Annotated in this window: 15 protein-coding genes and 1 pseudogene; 8 read left to right on the top strand and 8 right to left on the bottom strand. The window is 69.9% G+C overall.

Features of this window, described 5'->3' with window-relative positions; genetic code table 11:
* Positions 1–7: 7 nt before the first annotated feature.
* On the top strand, positions 8–352 hold the full coding sequence (locus FG99_RS00275; RefSeq protein ID WP_009619757.1) for a RidA family protein: 345 nt from the start codon (positions 8–10) through the stop codon (positions 350–352).
* Positions 352–3,513 carry a D-2-hydroxyglutarate dehydrogenase YdiJ gene (locus FG99_RS00270; RefSeq protein ID WP_043266500.1) on the top strand — a complete coding sequence of 1,054 codons (3,162 nt, stop codon included), beginning with the start codon at positions 352–354 and terminating at the stop codon, positions 3,511–3,513. The genes FG99_RS00275 and FG99_RS00270 overlap by 1 nt, the downstream gene beginning before the upstream one ends.
* Here FG99_RS00270 and yddG read toward each other — a convergent pair.
* Both yddG and FG99_RS00260 read right to left on the bottom strand, forming a co-directional pair.
* Positions 3,422–4,321, bottom strand: a complete 900-nt coding sequence (gene yddG / locus FG99_RS00265) for an aromatic amino acid DMT transporter YddG (protein ID WP_009619759.1) — start codon at positions 4,319–4,321, stop codon at positions 3,422–3,424. The two genes, FG99_RS00270 and yddG, sit on opposite strands and share 92 nt — an antisense overlap.
* Positions 4,322–4,478: 157 nt before the next feature.
* The gene (locus tag FG99_RS00260) at positions 4,479–5,531 is read right to left on the bottom strand and encodes a GlxA family transcriptional regulator (RefSeq protein WP_009619760.1); all 1,053 of its coding nucleotides are present in this window, start codon (positions 5,529–5,531) and stop codon (positions 4,479–4,481) included.
* A gap of 902 nt (positions 5,532–6,433) precedes the next feature.
* Here FG99_RS00260 and FG99_RS00255 point away from each other — a divergent pair.
* The 3 genes from FG99_RS00255 to FG99_RS32410 all read left to right on the top strand — a co-directional run bounded on the left by FG99_RS00255 (position 6,434) and on the right by FG99_RS32410 (position 9,385).
* Complete coding sequence (locus FG99_RS00255) at positions 6,434–7,825, top strand: NAD(P)/FAD-dependent oxidoreductase (protein ID WP_009619761.1); 1,392 nt, start codon at positions 6,434–6,436, stop codon at positions 7,823–7,825.
* A gap of 12 nt (positions 7,826–7,837) precedes the next feature.
* The gene (locus FG99_RS00250) at positions 7,838–8,809 is read left to right on the top strand and encodes a D-2-hydroxyacid dehydrogenase (protein WP_043266498.1); all 972 of its coding nucleotides are present in this window, start codon (positions 7,838–7,840) and stop codon (positions 8,807–8,809) included.
* A 132-nt stretch (positions 8,810–8,941) separates the two neighbouring features.
* Positions 8,942–9,385 carry a hypothetical protein gene (locus FG99_RS32410; protein WP_043266496.1) on the top strand — a complete coding sequence of 148 codons (444 nt, stop codon included), beginning with the start codon at positions 8,942–8,944 and terminating at the stop codon, positions 9,383–9,385.
* A gap of 158 nt (positions 9,386–9,543) precedes the next feature.
* Here the strand turns inward: FG99_RS32410 and FG99_RS00240 are convergent.
* Positions 9,544–9,693: pseudogene (locus FG99_RS00240) on the bottom strand (general stress protein); the annotation flags it as partial.
* 148 nt (positions 9,694–9,841) lie between these two features.
* Positions 9,842–10,498 (bottom strand): phosphoribosyltransferase, encoded by a 657-nt coding sequence (locus FG99_RS00235; protein WP_043266494.1) that lies wholly within the window; start codon positions 10,496–10,498, stop codon positions 9,842–9,844.
* 947 nt (positions 10,499–11,445) lie between these two features.
* Between FG99_RS00235 and FG99_RS00230 the strand changes: the two genes are divergently transcribed.
* Positions 11,446–11,688, top strand: a complete 243-nt coding sequence (locus tag FG99_RS00230) for a hypothetical protein (RefSeq protein ID WP_009619767.1) — start codon at positions 11,446–11,448, stop codon at positions 11,686–11,688.
* A 53-nt stretch (positions 11,689–11,741) separates the two neighbouring features.
* Positions 11,742–11,885, top strand: a complete 144-nt coding sequence (locus FG99_RS32405; protein WP_162839907.1) for a PSPA7_2676 family Cys-rich small protein — start codon at positions 11,742–11,744, stop codon at positions 11,883–11,885.
* A 55-nt stretch (positions 11,886–11,940) separates the two neighbouring features.
* Here the strand turns inward: FG99_RS32405 and FG99_RS00225 are convergent, their stop codons facing one another.
* The 4 genes from FG99_RS00225 to FG99_RS00210 are packed head-to-tail and all read right to left on the bottom strand — an operon-like array spanning position 11,941 to position 14,973.
* A complete protein-coding gene (locus FG99_RS00225) occupies positions 11,941–12,612 on the bottom strand; it encodes a glycosyltransferase family 2 protein (protein ID WP_043266492.1) in 672 nt (223 codons plus the stop codon).
* A complete protein-coding gene (locus tag FG99_RS00220; protein WP_043266490.1) occupies positions 12,609–13,193 on the bottom strand; it encodes a methyltransferase domain-containing protein in 585 nt (194 codons plus the stop codon). Before FG99_RS00220 ends, FG99_RS00225 begins: the two co-directional genes overlap by 4 nt.
* Positions 13,190–13,951: a PIG-L deacetylase family protein gene (locus FG99_RS00215; RefSeq protein ID WP_043266488.1), complete on the bottom strand. Its 762-nt coding sequence runs from the start codon at positions 13,949–13,951 to the stop codon at positions 13,190–13,192. The genes FG99_RS00220 and FG99_RS00215 overlap by 4 nt, the downstream gene beginning before the upstream one ends.
* Entirely contained in the window at positions 13,948–14,973 is a 1,026-nt protein-coding gene (locus FG99_RS00210) for an acyl-CoA dehydrogenase family protein (protein ID WP_043266486.1), read from the bottom strand. Before FG99_RS00210 ends, FG99_RS00215 begins: the two co-directional genes overlap by 4 nt.
* Before the next feature lie 182 nt (positions 14,974–15,155).
* On the opposite strand from FG99_RS00210, the gene katE reads away from it, so the two are divergent.
* Positions 15,156–17,282, top strand: a complete 2,127-nt coding sequence (gene katE, locus FG99_RS00205; RefSeq protein WP_043266485.1) for a catalase HPII — start codon at positions 15,156–15,158, stop codon at positions 17,280–17,282.
* The last annotated feature ends 67 nt before the right edge of the window (positions 17,283–17,349 follow it).

The following is a 17,349-nucleotide window of genomic DNA, read 5'->3' as shown; positions in this document are numbered from 1 at the left end:
GCGCAGCATGATTACCCGTATTGACGCATCGCCCCGGGCCAGCAAACTGGTCATCGCCGGCGACAGGATCGAAACCTCGGGCCTGGTGGCCAACGACTGCGCGGCGGGCATCGCCGGGCAGACCCGCGACGTGCTGGCCCAGCTCGACGCCCTGCTGGCCAAGGCCGGCGTCGGCCGCGAAGGGCTGCTGCGGGTGCAGATCTGGCTGGCCGACATGCAGGACTTCGCGGCCATGAACGAGGTCTACGACGCCTGGGTCGGCGGCGTGCTGCAGCCGGCCCGCGCCTGCGTCGGCGCGCAGCTGGCCAGCCCCGACTACCGCATCGAGATCCAGGCCTGGGCGCAACGCTGATGATCGCCCGTCTCCCCGCCGAACCCCGGCTCGCCAAGGTCTATCGCGCGTTCCTGGAGCGCTTGCGCGCCGCCGGCTTCCGCGGCGAGATCACCCCGGACCAGGCGACGCGCACGGTGCTCGCCACCGACAACTCCATCTACCAGCGCCTGCCGCAGGCGGCGGTGTTCCCGCTGGATACGGCGGACGTCGTCTGCCTGGCCGAGCTGGCCGGCCGCGCCGAGTTCCGCGAGGTGGTACTGGCCCCGCGCGGCGGCGGCACCGGCACCAACGGCCAGTCGCTGACCGAGGGCATAGTCGTCGACCTGTCCCGGCACCTGACGCGGATTCTCGAGATCGACCCCGAGCGGCGCTGGGTGCGGGTGCAGGGCGGGGTGGTCAAGGACCAGCTCAACGCCGCGCTGCGCCCCCACGGGCTGTTCTTCGCCCCTGAGCTGTCGACCTCCAACCGCGCCACCCTCGGCGGCATGATCAACACCGACGCCAGCGGGCAGGGCAGTTGCACCTACGGCAAGACCCGCGACCACGTGCTGGAACTGCACAGCGTGCTGCTGGGCGGCGAAGTGCTGCACAGCGCGGCCATGGACGAACCGGCGCTGCAGGCGCAGATCGCCCGCGGCGACCGGCGCGCCGAGGTGCTGCGCTGCGCGCGCGACATCGCCGACAGCAAGGCCGAGCTGATCGCCGCCGGCTTTCCCAGGCTCAACCGCTGCCTGACCGGCTACGACCTGGCGCACCTGCGCGAGGCCGACGGGCGCTTCAACCTCAACAGCGTGCTGTGCGGTTCCGAAGGCACCCTGGGCTTCATCGTCGAAGCCAAGCTCAACGTGCTGCCGATCCCCCGTCATTCGGTGCTGGTCAACGTGCGCTACGCCAGCTTCATGAGCGCGCTGCGCGACGCCAAGGCGCTGATGGCGCTGCGGCCGCTGTCCATCGAGACGGTGGATTCCAAGGTGCTGCTGCTGGCCATGCGCGACATCGTCTGGCACGGCGTGGCCGAGTATTTCCCCGAGGATGCGGATGCGCCGACCCTCGGCATCAACCTGATCGAATTCAGCGGCGACGACTGGTCCGAGCTGGAGCAGCGCGTCCACGCCTTCGTCGAGCACCTGCGCAGCGACACCTCCGTGCAGCGCCTGGGGCATACCCTGGCGATCGGCGACGAGGCGGTGAAGCGCGTCTACGCCATGCGCAAGCGCGCCGTCGGCCTGCTCGGCAACGTCGAGGGTCAGGCCCGGCCGCAGCCCTTCGTCGAGGACACGGCGGTGCCGCCGGAGCACCTGGCGGACTTCATCGCCGAGTTCCGCGCCCTGCTCGACGGCCACGGCCTGCAGTACGGCATGTTCGGCCACGTGGACGCCGGCGTGCTGCACGTGCGCCCGCTGCTGGACATGAAGGATGCGCGCCAGGCCGCGCTGATCCGCCCCATCTCCGATGGCGTGGCGGCCCTGACGCGCAAGTACGGCGGGTTGCTCTGGGGCGAGCACGGCAAGGGCCTGCGCTCGGAGTACGCGCCGGCCTACTTCGGCGAGCTGTACCCCGAGCTGCAGGCGCTGAAGGCGGCCTTCGACCCGTGGAACCAGCTCAACCCCGGGAAGATCGCCACCCCGGCGAGCCTGCCGGAGGCACGGCTGACCGGCGTGGACGAGGTGACCCTGCGCGGCGAACTGGACCGCCGCATCGACGAGCGCGTCTGGCAGAGCTACGACACGGCCGTGCAGTGCAACGGCAACGGCGCCTGCTACAACTTCGACCCGGACGACGCCATGTGCCCTTCGTGGAAGGCCACCCGCGACCGCACGCAATCGCCCAAGGGGCGCGCCTCGCTGATCCGCGAGTGGCTGCGCCTGCAGGGTGAGCAGGGCGTCGACGTGCTGGCGCAGAGCGCGGCGATCCGCCGGGGCGGGCGGCCGCTGGCGCCGCTGTGGCGCTTGCGCAATGCCCTGGCCCGGCGCCTGGGCGAAAGCGACTTCTCCCACCAGGTGTACGACGCCATGGCCGGCTGCCTGGCGTGCAAGTCCTGCGCAGGACAATGCCCGGTGAAGGTCAACGTGCCGGAGTTCCGCTCGCGCTTCCTGGAGCTGTACCACGGCCGCTATGGGCGCCCGCTGAAGGACTACCTCATCGGCTCGCTGGAGTTCAGCATTCCCTTCTTCGCCCGCTTCCCGCGGCTGTACAACGCTTTGATGGACTTCGCCCCGGTGCGCCTGTTCCTCGCCCGGGTAGCGGGCATGGTCGACAGCCCGCTGCTCAGCCGCCAGGACTTCGACGCGGCCTGCGCGCGCTGGGACGTGCAACTGGCGACGCCCCGGCGCCTGGCTGGCCTGTCGGCGGCCGAACGCGAGCGCAGCGTGGTGTTCGTGCAGGACGCCTTCACCCGCTACTTCGAGACGGCGGTGGCCATCGACTGGATCGAGCTGGCCTCGCGCCTGGGCTACCGCGTGTACCTGGCGCCCTTCGCCGCCAACGGCAAGCCGCTGCACGTGCAGGGCTTCCTCGGCGCCTTCGAGAAGGCCGCGCGGCGCAATGGCGGGGCGCTGGCGGCGCTGGCCGCGTGCGGCGTGCCCCTGGTCGGCCTCGACCCGGCCATGACCCTGGTGTACCGCCAGGAGTACGCCAAGCTGCTGGGCGAGGACACGCCCCGCGTGCAACTCATCCAGGAATGGCTGTGCGACGTGCTGCCGGCGACGCAAGCGCCGACGGGGGCGGAGCGGCCCGGCTACCGGCTGCTGGCCCATTGCACCGAGAAGACCAACGCCCCGGCCAGCGTCGGCCAGTGGCAGCGGGTGTTCGAGCGGCTGGGGCTGGAGCTCACGGTGCTGGCCACGGGTTGCTGCGGCATGTCCGGCACCTATGGGCACGAGACGCGCAACCTGCAGACCTCCAGGGCCATCTACGCGCAGTCCTGGGGACGGTTGATCGCGGAGCATGGCGTGGAGGCGAACCTGCTGGCCGACGGCTACTCGTGCCGCAGCCAGGTCAAGCGCATGGAAGGCAAGGCCCTGCCGCACCCGCTGCAGGCCCTGCTGGCGCACGTGCGCGGCCGGGCGGCCGGGCAGGGCGCGGGCATCAGCCGCTGCGCGACGCCCACCAGCACACCAGGGAACCCAGGGTCACCATCAGCGTGCCCTGCCAGAAGCTCAGGCCCAGGGCGGTGCTGAGGATCACCGAGCTGAAGGCCGAGGACAGCACCGGCGCGGTGTAGGAGGTGGCGGCCAGCATCATCAGGTTGCCGGTGCGCAGCGCCTGGTTCCAGGCCGCGTAGCCCAGGGCGATGACCAGCGCCGTGGCCACCAGCAGCCCGGCCCCGCCGAGGCCGGGCATGGCCAGGGACTCGTCGCTGAAGGCGTACTTGATCCAGAGCACCGCGCTGGCCATGGCGAAGAAGGGCACGGTGCCGTCCTTGGTCGGCGCCATGCGCTTGGAGATGCAGCAGTACAGGGCCCAGACGCAGGCGCAGCCGACCCCCAGCCCGTAGCTCAGCGGGTTCTGCACGGCGTTGCGGGCGATGCTCTGCACCGACAGGCCCTGGCCGCCGCTGAGGATCCAGCCCACTCCCAGCAGCGACAGCGCCATCCCCGGGATCAGCCAGAGGCTGGCCCGCTGCAGCCGCAGCAGCGCGGCCAGCAGGACGGTCAGGCAGGGCCACAGGTGGTTGAGCATGGCCACCTCGATGGCCTGGGCGCGGTTCTGGGCGAAGGCCAGCGCCAGGAACAGGGCGATCTCGTAGGTGACGAACAGGCTCCCGACCACCACCAGGTAGCGCAGGCTGAAGTGCCGCAGCGAAGGCCAGCCCAGCAGCAGGGCGAGGAAGAGCGTGGCCACCGTGTACATCAGCGCGGCGCCGCCGAGGGGGCCGAAGGCCTCGCTCATCAGGCGCATGAGCGAGGCCATGGTGCTCCAGAGCAGGATGGCGCCTATGCCCAGGAGGTTGCCTTTGGTTTGTTGCGACGCTGCGGCGGTGGTCATGCTGTGCCTTGATCGGAAAGCGGGAGGCGGGGCGTGGCTCGGCGGGCGCCGAGCCTGGCGTCAGGGGCCTTCCCTGGGATTGTGTGGGGGGAGCGGATGAGATGCGGGGTTGCCGTGCGCCTGCCGCCGGGGCGGCAGGGCGCTGCGAGCGGGCCGTTCAGTGGCCGGAATTTATCAGTTTTTCCACGTCGTGGCGGCGCTTGCGGAACGAGCAGGGCGTTTCGCCGAACTGCTTGCGGAACCAGAGGATGAAGTGCGAGGCGTCGGAGAAGCCGGTCAGGTAGGCGATCTGGGTGACGTGCAGCTCGGTGTTCATCAGCATCTTGCGCGCCTCGTCCAGGCGCAGCTTGCGCCAGTACTGGGCGGGCGACTCGTTGGTGCTGGACATGAAGGCACGGTGCAGCTGGCGCTCGTTGGTGCCGATGCTTTCCGCCACTTCGCGCAGCGAGGTGGGCGAGTCCATGTGGTTACGCATGTAGGCGATGGCGCGCTCCACCAGGGCGTTCTTGTAGACGTGCAGCTCGGTCACCGGGGCCTTGTCGTCGCTGGCCTGGCGCTGGATTTCCTCGTCGTCCACCAGCAGGTATTCCAGGCCCTTCTGCGCGCGGATCAGCCCGCAGTGGCGGCTGATCAGCTTGGCCGCCAGGTCGATGGCGGTGCCGCCGGGGCAGGTGATGATGCCGTCGTCGTCGACGTAGCTCTTGTCCACCAGCACTTCCGCTTCGGGAAAGCGCTGCATGAACTCCTCGCGGATGGTGAAGTGCACGGCGCAGCGGCGGCCGTCGAGCAGGCCGGCCTTGCCCAGCACGAAGGAGCCTGAGCACAGGCCGATGATCGGCGTCTTGGCCGCGCGCAGTTCGCGCAGCAGCTGCAGCAGGGATTCGGGCGGGTTGCGCGTCTCGCTCAGCAGGCCGCCGGCCAGCACCACGTAGTCGTACTGGTCGATGACGCTCAGCGGCTTGGTCGGGGAGATCGGCATGCCGCAGCTGGCGGTCACCGGCTGGTCGTCGCAGGTCATCCAGTCCCACTTGCAGAAGATCTGCTGGCTGCGGAAGGACTTGTCGGCGGCGAAGCGCAGCGAGTCCACCAGGCCGGCGACGGGCACCAGGGTGAACTGGTTCATCAGAATGAAGCCCACCCGCAGGTCGGGCTTCACCACCGGGGCTTCGGCGTCGTCGCCACCGGGTTCGTACACACTGGACATCTTCATTATTGTTGTCCTCTACCTCATGCCCTGGCGGCAGGGGCCGGGCGCTCCAGGTCGCATCGCCAGGGGCCGCGCCGCACACGCGATGCCCTGCGATGGCAGTAGCTTAATCCTGGCCGGCTGTCTTAAATATAACAACGCTCTCGGAATCTATAAGATTTCGGCGCCCCCCGGGGGATTTCGGACAGCTGGCCGTGCCAGCGGGGCGTCCGGCGTGGCCGGTGAGTCCAATCGCGGACAAGGTCCGCAACCGCATGAGCGAGCATGGCTTTTCGTAGGATGGTGTTGAGCGAAGCGATACCCATCACCACGACCGCATGGGTTTCGCCAAGGCTCAACCCATCCGTTGAGGCGCATCTCGGTGCAGCCGGCAAGACAGTTGCTCCTACGCCCGTGCTTCCTGGAACCGTAAGCGGGCCCTGCCCGCGAATCGCGCGCAGGGCGCGCTCCTACATGGGAATGGCGCGGGTGGGGCAGCGTAGCGGATCTTATCCGCGAATCGCGTCGGGATGGCCGGTTATCGCGGACAAGGTCCGCTACGGGGGGAGAAATACCGTGCTTCCCGGCTACCTGTAGGAGCGGGCCCTGCGCGCGAATCGCGCGCAGGGCGCGCTCCTACATGGGAATGGTGCGGGTGGGGCTGCGTAGCGGACTCCGTCCGCGATTCGGCGGATAACGCCATAGGCGTTATGCGCCCTACGATGAAATACCCGAGCGCACCGGAACGCCCCTTCAGAGCATATGAAAATCCCGCTCCCCCCAGCCAGAGAAACGGCATCCTTTCCCAAGCGAACGGCATTGACTCGGCAGCGGGCTTCTAGCATCTGTCCGTAACCTGATAGTGGCCGGCCGTCCCCTTCGGCAACATGTGTTCTAACCATCACATTCGCAGTGGGTGAATACACATGTACCGTGGCTTTTGGTATGCGCAGGCGCTGGATCGCGATTGTCACCTCGCCCCCTCGCTCAAGGGTAATGAGCAGGCCGACGTCTGCATCGTCGGCGGAGGTTTCCTCGGCCTGTGGTCGGCGATCCGCCTGAAGCAGGCGCATCCCGAGCGCCGGATCGTCATCGTCGAGCGCGACCGCTGCGGCTCCGGCGCCAGCGGCCGCAACGGCGGCATCGCCACCAACTGGTGGGCGAAGTACCTGTCGGTGATGAGCATCTGCGGCGAGAAGGAAGCGCGGCGCATCTGCGAGGCCGCCGAATCGGCCATCGACGAGATCGGCAGCTTCTGCCGCGAGCACGGCATCGACGCGCAGTACCGCAAGGACGGCTGGCTGTGGACCGCCAGCAACCAGCGCCAGGTGGACTCCTGGAAGGTGCTCACCGACAGCCTCGAACGCCATGGCGTCAACCCCTTCCGCAACCTCACCCGCGAGGAGGTGCGCCGGCGCACCGGCTCGGCGCGGATGATGGGCGGCATCTTCGACCCCAACGCCGCCACCGTGCAGCCGGCGATGCTGGCCCGCGGCCTGCGCCGGGTGGCCCTGGAGCTGGGCGTGGTGATCTACGAGAAGTCGCCGCTGACCACCCTGGAGCGCTCCGAGCAGCCGGTGGTGCATACCGCGCAGGGCAGCGTGCGGGCGAAGAAGGTGGTCGTCGCCATGAACGCCTGGGGCGCGCAGTTCCCCGAGCTGCGCCGGATGATCGCGGTCATGTCCAGCGACATGGTGGCCACCGCGCCGGTCAAGGAACGCCTGGATCAGATCGGCTTCAGCGGCGGCGAGTGCATCACCGACTCGCGCACCGTGCTCAACTACTACCGCAACACCCCCGACGGGCGCATCGTCTTCGGCAAGCCGCTGGGGCAGTTCGCCTTCGCCGGCAGGATCGGCGACCTCTACGAGCGCCCGACGCCGGCGGCGCAGAAGGTGGCTGCCGAGATGCGCAGCTTCTACCCGCAACTGAGCGACGTGCCCATCGTCAGCAGCTGGACCGGCCCGATCGACCGCGCCATGAAGGGCCTGCCGAACTTCGGCCAGCTGGGCGGCCACCCGAACATCGTGTTCGGCATCGGCTTCTCCGGCAACGGCGTCGGCACCACGGTGTTCGCCAGCCGGATCATCAAGTCGCTGGTGGAGGAGGCCAACGACGAGTGGGCCAACTGCGGCCTGGTCAACCAGAAGATGAAGCTGTTCCCGCCGGAGCCGTTCCGCTTCATCGGCGCCCACCTGGTGCGTGACGCGCTGGTGCGCAAGGAGTCCCTGGAGGACCGCAACCTGGACGCCAGCTTCCTGACCTCGCAGCTCGCCGCGCTGGCCCCCGCCGGCTACGTTCCCGCCCAGAAGAAATAGGAAAGCATTCCAATGAAGCATCGCATCGTCTTCCTCGACGACGAAGGTATCGGGCCCGACGTCCGCGTGCCGAAGCTGCCTTTCGAGCACACCTGGGTCAGCCACCGCTACACGCGCCCGGAGCAGGTGGTGGAGCACCTGCGCGGCGCCAGCGTGGCGCTGACCTGCAGCGTGCCGCTGCGCGAGGAACACCTGGCCCAGTTGCCCGACCTGCGGATGATCTCCCTGGCGCTGACCGGCACCGACATCGTCGACCTGGACTACTGCCGGGCGCACGGCATCAAGGTCAGCAACGTGCCGGGCTACGCCACCTACTCGGTGGCCGAGCATGCCGTGGCGATGATGTTCGAGCTGTTCCGCAAGGTCTCCAGCTACAGCCGCCTGATGCAGCGGGTGCGCAGCGGCGCCGCCGAGCCCAGGAACATCTACTTCGACTACCCGATCCGCGACCTGCGCGGCCGCGTGCTCGGCATCGTCGGCAACGGCCCCATCGGCAAGCGCGTGGCCGAGCTGGGCAGGGGCATCGGCATGCACGTGGTCTTCCATGACCGCGGCGGCCGCTACGCCGGGCCCAGCTACGTACCGCTGGACACGCTGTTGCAGCTCAGCGACGTGCTGATGATCAACTGCCCGCTGACCGACGAGACCCGCGACCTGGTCGGCGCCGCCGAGCTGGCGCGGATGAAGCCCGACGCGGTGATCGTCAACACCGGCCGCGGCGGCGTGGTCAACGAGGCCGCGCTGATCGAGGCGATGCTCGCCGGGCGCCTCGGCGGCGCCGCGCTGGACGTGCTGGTGGACGAGCCGGTGCAGCCGGACAACCCGATCCTGCAGTTGATCGAGCAGGACAACTTCATCCTCACGCCGCACGTGGCCTGGAGCAGCAACGATGCGATGCAGCGGCTGATCGACCAGAGCGTCGGCAACATCGCCGAGTTCGTCGCCTCGAGCGACGGCGCGCAACGGCTCGGGGTGCTCAAGTGAACACCGGCCCGGCCTGCCGCGCGGCGGGCTGAGCTTTAACGATCTCCACTTGTGCTGCCCGCCGGCAAAGGTGCGCAGCACTTTTTTATCAGATGCAACCTGACGTCCAACGACAATCAACGAGGTATGCAGATGCCGTTCCGCCCGCTCGACATGCTCCGGAAGCTGCGCTACACGCGCGATGTGATGCAGTGCCGGGCCGAGCTGGTGCGCGAGATGCCCGGCCACCTGACCCGCCACCGCTTCCACTATCCCTTCCGGCAGGGCGACCGCTACCCGACCTGGCTGGTGGACATGGGCTTCCGGCTGGTGGAGGCCCTGGGCGGCTGGAAGGTGCCCCTGGCCTACCGCCGCCTGTCCCCTGCGCAGGCCGCCAGCGAGAGTGCCCTGGGACGGGGCAGGGCGGAGGCGCTCTCGCGGATCGCCGCTACGAGGCTCGGCTGGTCCGAGGCCCGTCGTCAGGAAGAGCTGTGCCATTTCGAGCAGGACAGTGCCGGGCTCGCGAACAGGGCCTTGCCCATTGAGCGAAACCTCTCAGGAGGAATGAGCCATGACTCGGGAGGGCCCGCGGCGTAGTGGATGTTTCGTGCAGGACGCGCCAGCGGAAGCGATGGACCGCCTGGAAAGTCCATGGCCAAGTTGCTGTTTGCCTTCAAAACGCTTTTCGCCGCAAAGCTCGGGCACGCGGTCCGGCCGGGTCCCCGGTGGAGCCAAAGGCTCCACCGGGTGAGGGCTTAGCTGCGCCCGCCTCCATGGCTGTGCTGCCCGCCCTTGCGGCCGGCTTCGGAGGCTTTCTCACGGTCGTTGGCGAAGTTGCCGCCGCTTTGCTGACCGCCTTTCTTCCCTGCCTCGGAGGCTTTTTCGCGATCGTTGGCGAAGTTGCCGGGGTTGGTGTTTTTGGAAGTCATGAAAGTGCTCCTCGGATGCATCGCATCCATTGGGTGGGCCGCCAGTCGGCCCACACAGTTACTGGGAAGGCATCGCCGGACAATGGTTCGAAGAAGTTTCGCCAGTGGTTGAAGCACCGTCGGATCAGGCGCCGGAAGGCGTCCGCGAGGGGCGGAGCAGGTCGACGACCTCCTGGTCGTCGAGCTGGTGGAAGTCCCGGTAGTAGTGGCCGACGCTGTGGAAATCCTCCGGCGTCAGCAGGCACACCAGCTCGTCCACCAGCGGCCGCAGTTTCTCCACGGTGGCCGGCGGCCCCACGGGCACGGCGAGGATGATCCGCCGCGGGTCGTCCTCGCGCAGGGCCTGCAGCGCCGCGCGCACGCTGTTGCCGGTGGCCAGTCCGTCGTCCACCAGGATCAGGTCGCGGCCGCGGCGTGACGCCAGCGGTTGCTGCCCACAGTAGCGGGCGCGGCGGCGCTCGATTTCCCGCAGCTGTTCGGCCAGGCGGCGTTCGAACCAGTCGGGCGCCACGCGCAGCTGGCGCAGCAGGTCCTCGTCCTTCACCCACCTGGGCGGGTCGCCTTCCACCACCGCGCCCACGGCGTATTCCTCGTGGCCGGGCGCGCCTATCTTGCGCACCAGCAGCAGCTCCAGGGGGTATTGCAGGGCCAGGGAGATTTCATAGGCCACCGGCACGCCGCCGCGGGGCAGGGCCAGCAGCAGGGGGTCGTGCATGGGCCGTTCGCGCAGCGCCTCGGCCAGGGCCTTGCCGGCGTGCCGGCGGTCGTCGAATGCGTTCATCGTCGGGCTCCGAAGGGGATGGTGTCCGCCGCGTCCGGCTCCGGCAACGGTTCGGCGGCGTGGCAAAGGCGTTCGCGCCCGGCTTCGCTGGCGAAGGAGAACATGCTGCGTACCTCGTCCCGTGGTTCATTCTGGTTTGAGAAGGCAGCGGGGCGGGCGTTCAGGTTTTCAGTGCGGCGGCGGGCAGAGCAGGAAGCGCAGGGCAGGGGGCCGCTGGCCCCGCTCGCGCCGAAAAGCCGACGTCAGGAAATGACGGTAACTGGCTGGCGAAGCGTCGTTATAACTTCTTCTTATACAGGGGGATTTCAACTCGCGGACGGCGTCCTGGCGCATGAGCGGGCACGGCTTTTCGTAGGATGGTGTTGAGCGAAGCGATACCCATCAGCGCAACCGCATGGGTGTCGCAAGCTCAACCCATCCTACGAAGAGCGCCTCGGTGCGGGGGGCAAAACCGTACCTCCCTGGAATTGTAGGAGGCCCTGCCCGCGATTCGCGCGCAGGGCGCGCTCCTACAGGGAAATGGCGCGGGTGGGGTTGCGTAGGAGCGAGCATGGCTTTTCGTAGGATGGTGTTGAGCGAAGCGATACCCATCGGCGCAACCGCATGGGTATCGCAGGCTCAACCCATCCTACGAAGAGCGCCTCGGTGCGGGGGGCAAAACCGTACCTCCCTGGAATTGTAGGAGGCCCTGCCCGCGATTCGCGCGCAGGGCGCGCTCCTACAGGGAAATGGCGCGGGTGGGGTTGCGTGGGAGCGAGCATGGCTTTTCGTAGGATGGTGTTGAGCGAAGCGATACCCATCGGCGCAACCGCATGGGTTTCGCAAGCTCAACACCATCCTGTTCCTCCACGGCGTCCTTGGCGCGGTAGGCCGGTCGGCGAGCGCGGCTGAACCTTGGCCCGGAGCGCCGGTCAGCCGGAGACCACGCACCACGGAGGAACACGACCATGGCGCAGCCCCCGCGCTTTCGCATCCATTACGAGCTCGAAGGCCAGCCCTGCTCCCACGAGGTGGATGCCCCCAGCGGCAACCTGACCCCCGACCAGGCGCGCTTCCAACTGGAAAGCCTGCATTCGGACAGCAACCCGGCGGACATCACCGAACTGCGCATCGTCCCGCTGACGCCCTGCGAGGGCGAACCCGGCCCCGGCGACGGCTGGCAGGCCGGCGCCCTGGATGGCGTGGCCTGAGGCTGGCGCGTGATGAAACCTTGCAAGCCGTCCCGGGCAGGGGAGCCGCCGGCATGAAGTCCGCCCTGTTGTGCCTGCTCAGGGGCTGCGAGTGGGAAGGCCGGGAGATGCTGGAAGTGGGCCACGAGCGCCTGCTGCACCAGTGCTGCCGGCGCTGCGGCGCGCACCGCTACGCCGCCGCGGCCGAGCTGCCCTGAGCCCCTGGCCGCTGCTCGAGGGCGATCGGCTGCTCGCGGGTGCGCCGGCGATGGCTCATTCGCCCTGCGCCAGCGGCAGTTCGGCGAGGCTCTCCAGGTAGGCGCCGAAACCACCGTGGGCGCGGTAGTCGCGGCGGGCGCTGGTGGTCACGCAGGTCTGGTGCGTCCAGACGATGCGCGCGCCGCAGCGTTCCAGGTCGCGCACCAGGTGCACGTCCTCGTCGCAGGGCAGTGGGCGGAAGCCGCCGGCGCGGCGATAGGCCAGGGCGCAGATGCCCAGGTTGGCGCCGTGCACGTGGCGGTGGCCCTCGCGGGACTGGTAGTGGCGCAGGTAGCGCGTGCGCACCTCGGGGGCATGGGCCGACCAGTCGTCCAGGCACACCGTGCCGCACACCGCCTCGGCGTCGAAGGCCAGCTGGCGCGCCAGCCAGTCGGGGCCGACGCGGCTGTCGGCGTCGGTGCAGGCCAGCCAGCGCGCGCCCAGGCCCAGCAGGTGCTGGGCGCCGGCGCGGCGGGCCTGGCCGACGTTGCGCGCGCTCACCGGCAGCACCGTCACGCCCAGCTCGGCGGCGATGGCCGCGCTGCCGTCGGTGCAGCTGTCGAGCACTGCCAGCACGGTTACCGGCTCGCCGTTCAGGGCCGGGTGGCGCGCCGCTTCCAGCAGTGACAACAGGCAGCCACGCAGGCGCTGTTCCTCGTTGTGCGCCGGCACCAGCACGCCGATCACGGGGCGGCCCCGGCGTTGTCGTCGAACCACAGCTCCAGGCGGAAGTCCGGTTCCAGGTGGCAGACCCGCGCCGGCGTGCCCATGGCCTCGGCGAGCAGGGCATGGACGGCGTCGCCGGCCAGTTCGCAGCCCTGGATCGGATGGCGCCAGTGGCAGGCCGCCAGCGCGGCGCCGCGCTCCAGGCTGGCGGCGGCGCGTTCGCAGGCCAGGCGCCAGGACTCCGCATCGAGGTAGTAGCCCAGCTCGCTGAGCACCACCAGGTCGAAACGGCCGGCGGGCCAGTCCTGGGGCAGGCCGCCCTGGCGCACGCGGGCGTGGTCGCAGCTGGCCAGGCGCTGGCGTGCCAGGCTCACGGCGGTGGCGCTGGGGTCGCTGCACAGCAGTTCATCGCAGCGCTGGGCCAGTTCGATGCTCAGTTCGCCGTTGGCGCAGGCCGGCTCGAAGCCGCGGGCGAAGCGCGGGCGCGGCAGGCAGGCCAGCAGCAGCGCACGCTTGCGCCGTTCGTACCAGCGGGTGCGGAAGGCCCAGGGGTCTGGATCGTCGGCATACAGCGCCTCGAAATGGCTGGCGGGCAGGCTCACAGGAAGTACACCTCGAAGGGTTGGTTGAGGGTTTCCAGCAGGTGCGGGCCGAGGATGGGGCCGGCGCCGCGGGTGGGGTCCGCTTGCAGCTGGCTGACGTGGGCGGCGATGGCCCGGCGCTTGCGCCCCCGGGCGCGCGCGTCCAGGTCCAGGCGCCGGGCCCGCGCCCAGGGCAGGCGCGGGTCGCCGGGGGCGGCCCAGTGCCAGGCCCAGATCGGCACTTCGCAATGGCGCGCACCGGAAGTAGCGGCTGCCGCCGCGCAGGCCAGGCCGACCTGATCGTGGTCCGGGTGGCCGTCGCGGCGCCAGGTGCTGAGCAGCCTGTCGCCGGGGCGCAGCAGGCCGCGCAGGGCGCTATCGAGGGTGGCCGCGTCGACCTGGCCGTCGGCCATGCCCAGGCGCCGCCAGCGCAGGCGCGGCAGGTCCAGGCCGAGGCGGGCGAGGGCCTCGCGGCTCTCCTGCGGGCGCACTTCGCGCAGGCGTTCGCGCGTCCAGCGGGACGAGCCGGGGTGGCTGGCCTCGCCATCGGTGACCGACACCAGCAGCAGCTCGCCGGCCCAGTCGCCCAGGCTGGCGAGCAGGCCGCCGCAGCCGAGCACCTCGTCGTCGGGGTGCGGCGCCACCAGCACCAGGCGCCCGTCGCCCAGCAGCGTCTGCGGGGTGATCCGCGGCAAGCGCTGCAGCGCCCGGCAGGCGCGCCAGGCCTGCGGGTCGGTGCCGGCGCCGGCCGCGGCTATCGGGTCCTGCGCCGCGCTCATAGCGCCCAGGCCTCGGCGGCCTGGGCGGCCAGGCGCAGGCCGAGGAAGGCCAGGTCGCGCTCGCCGTGGCTCTGGCGCAGGAATACCGGCAGGTCGGCGGCCAACTGGGCGAAATGCTGGTCGCGGCAGAAGGGCGTGGCGCCCAGGGCGCGGCCGACGTGCCATTGCACCGCCTCCACGGCACCCTCGACCTGGGCCCGCACGCGCCGGGCGCAGAGTTCGGCGCAGGCGTCGGGGTTGTCGTCGATCCAGCCGGCGCATTCGCGCAGCGCGCCGGCGGCGCCGGCCAGGGCGGCGTCCACCGCGCCCAGGTGGGCCATGGCGTGCGGGTCGTCGGTGTGGCCGTGGTGCAGGTAGCTGGCCAGGCGGCTGGCCGCGCCGTACCAGCAGGCGGCGATGCCCGCCGCGCCGTGCCAGAAGCCGGGGCGTTCCAGGTAGGCCAGCGGCCCGCCCACGCAACGCGCCCCGGCTGCCTCGAAGCTGACCTCGACGCTGGCGGTGGCGGCCATGCCCACCGCGTTCCAGCCGCCCTCGGCGACCTGCACGCCCGGCTGCTTCAGGCTCACCGCCACCAGTTGCGGGCGCTGGTTCTCATCCCGGACGCTGAGCAGCGCCTGGTTCACCTGGGCGGCGCCGGAGCACCAGGGCTTGACCCCGCTGATGCGCACCTCGTCGCCCCGGCGCGCCTCGATGCGTACCCGCTGGCTTGGCGGGTCGGCGGCCCACACCGCCCAGACGCCGGGGCGCCGCGGCACTTCGGGGGCCAGCTCGGCGAGGATCGCCAGGGCATCGGTGTGGCCTTCGTACAGCTTGAGCAGCGACAGGTCGGCGCCGGCCACCGTGGCCAGCGCCTGCCAGCGCTGCAGGGTGTGGCCGCCGCCGGGGCGGGGCAACTGGTCGAGGCCGGCGGCGCACAGCTCGCGCAGGCGCCGGCCCAGCGTGTCGGGCTGGCGGCTGAGGTCGCGGGGAAGTTCGAAGTCGGCGAGGGCCTGCAGCAGGCCGGTGGGCAGGTCGTGGGACATGGCGGCTCCGGCGGAGGTCGTTTCCCAGCCGACTGCCGGGCAAGGCCGGAGGTTCAAACCGAACGCCGAACGCGCCGCCGGCCTACCGCCGGGAAAAAAGCCTGAACTCCGCCGCCGCGCCCGCCCCCAACCAAGAGCCAGCGCGCCCATGGGCGCCGCCCACCTGATCAGGAGATGGACAGATGACGCAGAACAAAGAGTCCGGCAAGCAGAGCCAACTGGCGGGGACCCAGACCACCGACCGCGGCAACGGCAACGAGAAGCTCGAACAGTTGGAGCGCTACCGCGAGGACGCCACCGGGCAGGCCCTGACCACCAATACCGGCACGCGCATCGCCGACAACCAGAACAGCCTCAGGGCCGGCCCGCGCGGCCCCTCGCTGCTCGAAGACTTCATCCTGCGCGAGAAGATCACCCACTTCGACCACGAGCGCATCCCCGAGCGCGTGGTGCATGCCCGCGGCTCGGCGGCCCACGGCTATTTCGAGGCCTACGAGGACTGCAGCGCGCTGACCAAGGCGGCGTTCCTGGGCAAGGCCGGCAAGCGCACCCCGGTGTTCGTGCGCTTCTCCACCGTGCAGGGCCCGCGCGGCTCGGCCGACACCGTGCGCGACGTGCGCGGCTTCGCGGTGAAGTTCTACACCGAGGAGGGCAACTTCGACCTGGTGGGCAACAACATGCCGGTGTTCTTCATCCAGGACGCGATCAAGTTCCCCGACTTCGTCCACGCGGTGAAGCCCGAGCCGCACAACGAAATCCCCACCGGCGCCTCGGCCCACGACACCTTCTGGGACTTCGTCTCGCTGCAGCCGGAGTCGGCGCACATGGTCATGTGGCTGATGTCCGACCGCGCCATCCCCATCGCCTTCCGCAACATGCAGGGCTTCGGCGTGCATACCTTCCGCCTGGTCAACGCCAACGGCGAGAGCCACCTGGTGAAGTTCCACTGGAGGCCGAAGTCCGGCACCTGCTCGCTGGTCTGGGACGAGGCGCAGAAGCTCGCCGGCAAGGACCCGGACTTCAACCGCCGCACGCTCTGGGAGGACATCGAGAAGGGCGACTACCCGGAATGGGAGCTGGGCGTGCAGGTGATCGCCGAGGACGACCAGGACAAGTTCGACTTCGACCTGCTCGACGCCACCAAGCTGGTGCCCGAGGAACAGGTGCCGGTGCAGCTGCTCGGGCGCATGGTGCTGAACCGCAACCCGGACAACTTCTTCGCCGAGACCGAGCAGGTGGCCTTCCACGTCGGCCACATAGTGCCGGGCATCGATTTCAGCAACGACCCGCTGCTGCAGGGCCGGCTGTTCTCCTACACCGACACCCAGCTGCTGCGCCTGGGCGGGCCGAACTTCAACCAGATCCCGATCAACCAGCCGCTGTGCCCGTTCCACAACAACCAGCGCGACGCCTACCACCAGCACAGCCTGCACCGCGGGCGGGCCTCCTACGAGCCCAACTCCATCGACGCCGGCTGGCCCCGGGAAACCCCGCCGGCGGCGCGCCAGGGCGGCTTCGTCAGCTACCACGAGCCGATGACCGGCAGCAAGGTGCGAGAACGCGCGGCGTCCTTCGCCGACCACTTCAGCCAGGCCGCGCTGTTCTGGCACAGCCTGAGCGAGGCCGAGCAGAATCACGTGGTGGCCGCTTACGCCTTCGAGCTGGGCAAGGTGGAGCGCCAGGCGATCCGCGAGCGCGAGGTCAACGAGGTGCTGGTGAACATCGACGCCCAGCTGGCCGCGCGGGTGGCCGCGCAGATCGGCGTGCAGGTCACGGCGAAGGCCCCGCAGCGCCCGGCGCCGCAGCCATCGCCGGCGCTGAGCCAGGTGAACCTGCTGGCCGGCGACATCCGTTCGCGCAAGGTGGCGATCCTGGTGGCCGACGGTGCCAGCGAAAGCGAGATCGGCGACATGCTCCAGGCCCTGGGCGCGGAGGGCGCCAGCGCCAAGCTGATCGGCCCTACGGCGGCGCCGGTCAAGACCGACAGCGGCACCAGCCTGGCGCCCCAGGGCACCTGGGACGGCCTGCCCTCGGTGGCCTTCGACGCGGTCTACGTGCCGGGCGGGGTGGCGGTCACGCTGGGCGGGGACGGCCGTGGCCTGCATTACCTGCTGGAGGCCTACAAGCACCTCAAGCCGCTGGCCTTCAGCGGCGATGCGCAGGCGTTGCCGGGGCAACTGGGGCTGCAGCCGGACGATGGCCTGGTGATGGGGGCGGCAGCGGGGGATGTGTTCGCTGGGTTGAAGAACGCATTGCTGCAGCATCGTATCTGGGCGAGGGAGGTGCAGGTGGGGGCGGTGCCGGCGTGACGTGGGGACGCTCCTACGGCCAGAAGGCACGGACGTAGGAGCAACTGTCTTGCCGGTTGTGGTGATG

The sequence above is a fragment of the Pseudomonas sp. AAC genome, assembly GCF_000725445.1.
Lineage (GTDB): Bacteria > Pseudomonadota > Gammaproteobacteria > Pseudomonadales > Pseudomonadaceae > Pseudomonas > Pseudomonas citronellolis.
Note: the sequence above shows the minus strand (reverse complement) of the source record. Positions and strands in the feature narration are given on the sequence as shown.

Coding starts and splice junctions, on each gene's coding strand:
- FG99_RS00250 (WP_043266498.1), top strand. CDS start 7,838: ATGAAGCATCGCATCGTCTTCCTCGACGACGAAGGTATCGGGCCCGAC.
- FG99_RS00235 (WP_043266494.1), bottom strand. CDS start 10,498: ATGAACGCATTCGACGACCGCCGGCACGCCGGCAAGGCCCTGGCCGAG.
- katE (WP_043266485.1), top strand. CDS start 15,156: ATGACGCAGAACAAAGAGTCCGGCAAGCAGAGCCAACTGGCGGGGACC.
- FG99_RS32410 (WP_043266496.1), top strand. CDS start 8,942: ATGCCGTTCCGCCCGCTCGACATGCTCCGGAAGCTGCGCTACACGCGC.
- FG99_RS00260 (WP_009619760.1), bottom strand. CDS start 5,531: ATGAAGATGTCCAGTGTGTACGAACCCGGTGGCGACGACGCCGAAGCC.
- FG99_RS00230 (WP_009619767.1), top strand. CDS start 11,446: ATGGCGCAGCCCCCGCGCTTTCGCATCCATTACGAGCTCGAAGGCCAG.
- FG99_RS00210 (WP_043266486.1), bottom strand. CDS start 14,973: ATGTCCCACGACCTGCCCACCGGCCTGCTGCAGGCCCTCGCCGACTTC.
- yddG (WP_009619759.1), bottom strand. CDS start 4,321: ATGACCACCGCCGCAGCGTCGCAACAAACCAAAGGCAACCTCCTGGGC.
- FG99_RS00255 (WP_009619761.1), top strand. CDS start 6,434: ATGTACCGTGGCTTTTGGTATGCGCAGGCGCTGGATCGCGATTGTCAC.
- FG99_RS32405 (WP_162839907.1), top strand. CDS start 11,742: ATGAAGTCCGCCCTGTTGTGCCTGCTCAGGGGCTGCGAGTGGGAAGGC.
- FG99_RS00270 (WP_043266500.1), top strand. CDS start 352: ATGATCGCCCGTCTCCCCGCCGAACCCCGGCTCGCCAAGGTCTATCGC.
- FG99_RS00275 (WP_009619757.1), top strand. CDS start 8: ATGATTACCCGTATTGACGCATCGCCCCGGGCCAGCAAACTGGTCATC.
- FG99_RS00215 (WP_043266488.1), bottom strand. CDS start 13,951: ATGAGCGCGGCGCAGGACCCGATAGCCGCGGCCGGCGCCGGCACCGAC.